Source organism: candidate division KSB1 bacterium (assembly GCA_022562085.1).
In the GTDB taxonomy this organism is placed as follows: Bacteria; Zhuqueibacterota; Zhuqueibacteria; order Oceanimicrobiales; family Oceanimicrobiaceae; genus Oceanimicrobium.
On record JADFPY010000313.1, the window covers coordinates 1 to 5401 of the forward strand.

The window sequence follows — 5401 nt, forward strand, 5'->3', positions numbered from 1 at the left end:
CGTCCCACCAATTTATGCCAACGATGCCTTCGACAACGCCAATCTCTATTTTTTTGTCATCTAAAAAACTGCCCTGTTCAATGTGCAGCTCGATAAACGCTTTGATAGTCCCTTTTTCCCGAAGCGCTTCCGAAAGTTTATCCGGATTGCCGCCAATTGCTCGAATGCCTTCGCGGATGGTTTTGCCGCTATGGCTTACCACTTGCAGCGCATCCGGCGTCAGCTTGCCGATCATGGCGCGGCTGCCAACCAGACCGCCCTCTTCATCTGAAAAAACTACAACTTCGAGGGGGTGGCGTGTGGTAAAGTTATTTTCATGTAAAACCTGCGCACATTCAATTGAGCCAATCACACCGACATCGCCGTCGTAATTGCCGCCCCCGGGAACCGAATCGATATGAGAGCCAAAAACGATGGGCGGTAAATTTGAATCGAGACCTTCTTTGCGGCCAAGAATATTTCCGGCCGCGTCCGTCCTAACCTTGAGGCCGGCTTCGCGCATCAACGTCATGATGTACTCTCGCCCTTGAATATCCGCCTGGCTGAAAGCAACCCGGCTGACGCCACCTTCGGGGTTTTTCCCGAACTCCGAGAGCTGCAGAATTCGGGTTTTAATTCTCCCGGAATTAACCCTGAGCTTTTTTGCATCGGAAGTCGGGGCGGCGATTAAATGCCCGACAAGAGAAAGTAAAAAAATAAGGCCAAGTGCCCGCATTAGTGTTTTCATAAATTGTCCCTCAATGAGTAAATAAAAGAAGAATCAAATCTAAAAGCATTTTATTCATGGCCGGAGATAGGCCGGGTTTTATAGGGCTCTTCCAAAAGTGCTCGCTCTTCGTCAGAAAGATTTATCTCAACTCCGGCTGCAAGTTCCTTTAACTGCTCGATATTTTTTGTGCCGACGATTGGCGACGTGACTCCATTTTGATGCAGAACCCAGGCAAGTGCGATTTGAATGGGCTTTGCACTTTTGCGTTTTGCTAATTCAGAAACTCGATCAGCGATGGTAAAATCCTGATCATCGAAAGAATACATTTTCCGGGAAAAGTCATCTTTTTTGGCCCGGATTGTTTCGCCGCTGCCCTGCTTGTTTCGATTACCGGCAAAAAATCCGCGAGCCAGTGGGCTCCAGGGAATCAGGCCAATTCCTTCGGCTCGGCACAAAGGAATCATCTCACGTTCCTCTTCCCGGTAAATCAAATTGTAGTGATTTTGCATGCTGACAAAACGCGTCCAGCCATTTAAATCCGCCAGGTACAACGATTGTGCAAACTGCCAGGCGAACATGCTGGAAGCGCCGAGGTAGCGCACTTTGCCCATCTTTACCAAATCGTGCAAAGCTTCAAGTGTCTCTTCGATCGGTGTGTTGGTGTCCCAGCGGTGGATTTGATACAAATCGACGTAATCCGTGCCGAGGCGTTTTAGCGAGGCGTCAATTGCAGAGAAAATGTGTTTGCGCGAAAGTCCGCCCTGGTTGGGCAGATCATTCATCGGGAAATAGACTTTTGTGGCCAGGACAATTTCGTCTCGCCTGGCAAAATCCTTTAGCGCCCGGCCAACGATTTCTTCGCTTACGCCCAGTGAATACATATTTGCAGTGTCAAAGAAATTGATCCCGAGTTCCAGGGCTTTCTTAATCACTTTCCGTGCGTCAGGTTCTTCGATCACCCATTCCCGCCACTTTTTAGAGCCGAAGGTCATGCAGCCCAGGCAAAGGCGGGAGACCTGCAGACCGGATTTCCCTAAGTTTGTGTATTGCAATTGTTGTTTTTTTTTGGTAGAGAGTTTAGAAGTAAGAATAAATACAAAGAAAACTTAAAAATCAAATGGTTTTAATTTTGGGAGTGTGCGGTTAAAAATTGGCTATCCTGTTTTTAGCCTGATTCGGTTTCTCCTTTGTGTCATTCCGGCATGCTTTTAGCCGGAATCCAGTCCTGGATGCCGGCTTAAGAACATACCGGCATGACAAAACAAAAGACCAGTATTTTAAAAGAGGAATTTCAAAGAAGACTTTCTAAAATTCTCACCGCTTTTCTGCCATTCAGGGGCATGGCGTAACTTCGCCAGATTTCTTTGCCGGTCTGGTCAAAAATCAAATAGGCTGAATTCAAAGAGATATTAAATTTGGCCATCACCTCTTTTCCCGAACCCGTCCGAAGATCCAGTCGAAAGAAATTTATGTCGCTGCCGATTTTTCTTTGCACCCATTTCACGATGGGATTGCTCTCAACGCAGCCCATTCAGGTGTTCGAATAAATATTCAGGAAAGTTGGTTTGCCGTCTCCGATTGCATTGAACACGGTTTTTGCATCCGAGATATCAGAACGTCCCGGTTTTAGCCAAACCCAATTGAACAACAGAAATACCGCGATTGCCGTAACGAGTATTAAACCTTCATAGGTGAAATTTCTTATTATCCAGAAATAAGTCAGCGTCCCGATCAGCAGAAGTGAAATAATCGGGTAGGAGTTGCGGCGAAAGGGTTTGTAAAGATCCAAAATAGTCAACTGGCGCTTCTCCTGATTTCAATATCTCCAATAACTTGCGAAACGGAGATGTAAAGCTTTTTTTTCGCAGTTTCGTAACCCTCGGATTGGTAGGTGCGATTTATAAAAAATCCATCATCGGTTGTGTCCAGGATTTTGATGTCTCCGATAGTGACATTTGCTTTCACGCTTACTTTGAGTGTTTTAGGTAAAATGACGGAAATTTCGCCAATGACGCCGCTGAGCCTGAGAATTTTTTCACCGGCTTTGATATTTGATTGCGACAGGTCGAGAGCAATTTCACCAATCATCGTGCTGATGCTGCCGCCATTAAAATCCTGGCTTTCAAACCGCAATTTCACATCTCCGAACACTTTTGAATATTTGACAGTTTGCTCATCACTTGGTGTTAGGTTTTCTTGACTTCCGCTTGCCATAGCTGCGGCATTTCTTTTCAGAATTAATCTAAGCCCGACGGCAATTAAAATAACCGGCCAAAATATTCTGAAAAAATCACCGATGTCCATAATGTCGAGTTTGTCCAGTAAAAAGACAACTCCCAGGGTGATGAGAAGGACTCCCCAAAACAATTCGCTGCTTTTAGATTTACTCATTTGAGTTTCGCTCGCTTTCTTTTAAAAAACTTTTCGACTTCTGCTAATGAAAGGGCATTAAAAATGGTGTCCCGTTCCAGCCAGCCTTTGTGAGCGATGCCGATGCCGTATTTCATGTCGTTTAAACCGTCGATACTGTGGGCGTCGGGATTGATGCTGATCAAAACGCCTTTTTCTTTGGCGTATTTGCAGTAGCGCCAATCGATGTCGAATCTGTGCGGGCTGGCGTTTAGTTCGATGACTACGTTATATTCAGCGGCGGCGTCAATGATTTTATACATATCCAGGGAAAGGCCGTCGCGGCCGGACAGCAGCCGTCCGGTCGGGTGGCCGAGAATATCGACGTAAGGATTCTGCATCGCTTTGATGATTCGGTTCATTGCGTCATCCCCTGACATGTGCAAATTGGTGTGCACCGACGCCACCACAAAATCGAAAGTCGCCAGGACTTCATCAGGATAATCGAGGGAGCCGTCGTTGATTATATCGCATTCGGTGCCTTTGAGGATTTTGAAGTCATCGAATTTTTTATTGAGCTCATCGATTTCGGCATGCTGTTTTTTTACCTGTTCGGGAGTCATACCACGGGCGTAGACAACGATCTCGCTGTGGTCACAAACTCCGAAATATTGGTAGCCCATTTTTTTGGTGGCCAGCGCCATTTCTTCGAGTGTGTTAGCGCCGTCGCTCCAGGTCGAGTGGCAGTGCAAAATGCCTTTAATGTCGGAAAGCTCAACCATTTTGGGGATGTTATTTTCAGCGGCTGCCTCGATTTCGCCGTTGTCTTCACGCAGCTCCGGGGGGATGTAAGACAACCCCAGGGCAGCGAAAATTTGCCTTTCATCTTTGCAGGGAATCAATTCATCTTCGTTTTTAAAAAGGCCGTATTCGCTCACTTTCATGCCCATCTTTTTGGCCAGACTTCGCATCGCCGTGTTGTGTTCAGCAGAGCCGGTAAAATGATGCAGGATAAAAGCGAATTTGTCATCCGGCAAGATTCGCAAATCCGCGTTGATACCTTTTTCCAAGACCACGCTGCACTTGGTGGGTCCTTTGCCGGTCACCTTTTTTACGCCCGGTTGGGTGGAAAAAAACTTCATAATTTCTTCCACGTCCTCGTCCTTGGCGCTAGCCACAATATCAATGTCTTTAATGGTTTCTTTTTTTCGGCGTAAGCTGCCCGCTAATTCTGCGCGAAAGACTTTGGGATGATTTTTAACTGCTTCAAGCAGCGGTTGTGCGGCCATCAGGGCGTGGTGAAAAAGATGGCGCTCTTTATGTTTTCGAAGAAACTCGATTCCCTGCAAAATATTGTCCTGGGTGGTCTTTCCAAATCCTTCCAAATCTTTCAGCCGGTCTTTTTTGCAGGCTTTCTCCAATTCAGCTATCGTTTTGATGCCGAGCTCGTCATAAACTTTCTTGATTTTTTTTGGACCGAACCCTGGTATGGCGGTCATTTCCACCAGTCCCGGCGGAATGGAGTCCTTGAGCTTCTCGTAGTATTCCAGTTTTCCGGTGGTGATCAGCTCGGTGATTTTATCCGCCAAAGCCGAACCGATTCCATCGATTTTTCGAATTTCTCCGGACTCGACAAGCTCGCTTATATCCTCGCTGAGGCTCAAAATCGTGCGGCCGCCTCTTTCATAAGCGCGAGTTTTGAAGAAATTTTCGCCTTTAAGTTCGAGGAGGGTGGCGATTTCTTCAAAGATCGCGGAGACTTGTTTTTTGTCCATATTAGTCGAACTGCTAAAATAGGATGAAAAAAAAATGATTAAAAATAATACCTAACGTTGCTTTTAAAAGCAAGAAGAAATATTTGAGGTTGGTTAATTGAGATGGAGGGAATGTGGCGGCAGGATTTATATAAAAATCCTACACAGGAAAACGAGAGAAAATACAGGGCAAACTAAGGGCAAATAATTAAAGTAAGTTAGGGCGTTTCAATTTCTCTTTCTTCTCATATGTTTTCTGTTACTTTCTCATCTTTTGTTGCTTATTTGTGACTCATGTATTAAATTGGAATTAAGTAACAAAGCAGTCATTGTTAAGTTATTGGGTTTGAAATGAGAGAATTCAAATCAACAATGTGCATCAGGCAAAAATCAGTGTCCAACTTTTTTTGTTCCGGCTTGTCCGGGTTAGGAAGGAGGGAACTAATATGAATAGACATGTAAGTGTTGCTAAATGGAGTACCACGGTCCGGGAAAAGTCGAGTTGCATCAATATATTACTCATCTCGTCTCTCTATATTCTGCTGGCTGCTATTGGTGGATGTGACCCCGGTACGGGAGAACTCAGGGT

7 protein-coding genes are annotated in these 5401 nt (G+C 45.5%); 1 reads left to right on the forward strand and 6 read right to left on the reverse strand.

Annotation, left to right across the window (positions count from 1 at the left end; all coding sequences use genetic code 11):
* From IH879_18960 to polX, 6 genes are all read right to left on the reverse strand, one after another.
* Window positions 1–715 (reverse strand): hydantoinase/carbamoylase family amidase (locus IH879_18960; protein MCH7677007.1); only part of this gene is annotated, 715 nt, incomplete at its 3' end.
* 62 nt (window positions 716–777) lie between these two features.
* Window positions 778–1761 (reverse strand): aldo/keto reductase, encoded by a 984-nt coding sequence (locus IH879_18965; protein MCH7677008.1) that lies wholly within the window; start codon window positions 1759–1761, stop codon window positions 778–780.
* A gap of 239 nt (window positions 1762–2000) precedes the next feature.
* Window positions 2001–2240 (reverse strand): hypothetical protein, encoded by a 240-nt coding sequence (locus IH879_18970; protein ID MCH7677009.1) that lies wholly within the window; start codon window positions 2238–2240, stop codon window positions 2001–2003.
* Entirely contained in the window at window positions 2241–2507 is a 267-nt protein-coding gene (locus tag IH879_18975; GenBank protein MCH7677010.1) for a hypothetical protein, read from the reverse strand. It abuts the gene before it with no gap.
* Complete coding sequence (locus tag IH879_18980) at window positions 2504–3100, reverse strand: cell wall-active antibiotics response protein (protein ID MCH7677011.1); 597 nt, start codon at window positions 3098–3100, stop codon at window positions 2504–2506. Before IH879_18980 ends, IH879_18975 begins: the two co-directional genes overlap by 4 nt.
* On the reverse strand, window positions 3097–4833 hold the full coding sequence (gene polX, locus IH879_18985; GenBank protein ID MCH7677012.1) for a DNA polymerase/3'-5' exonuclease PolX: 1737 nt from the start codon (window positions 4831–4833) through the stop codon (window positions 3097–3099). Before polX ends, IH879_18980 begins: the two co-directional genes overlap by 4 nt.
* A gap of 425 nt (window positions 4834–5258) precedes the next feature.
* Here polX and IH879_18990 point away from each other — a divergent pair.
* Window positions 5259–5401, forward strand: a 143-nt coding sequence (locus IH879_18990) for a hypothetical protein (protein MCH7677013.1), incomplete at its 3' end; no start/stop codon positions are given.

Coding starts and splice junctions, on each gene's coding strand:
- IH879_18970 (MCH7677009.1), bottom strand. CDS start 2,240: ATGGGCTGCGTTGAGAGCAATCCCATCGTGAAATGGGTGCAAAGAAAA.
- IH879_18980 (MCH7677011.1), bottom strand. CDS start 3,100: ATGAGTAAATCTAAAAGCAGCGAATTGTTTTGGGGAGTCCTTCTCATC.
- polX (MCH7677012.1), bottom strand. CDS start 4,833: ATGGACAAAAAACAAGTCTCCGCGATCTTTGAAGAAATCGCCACCCTC.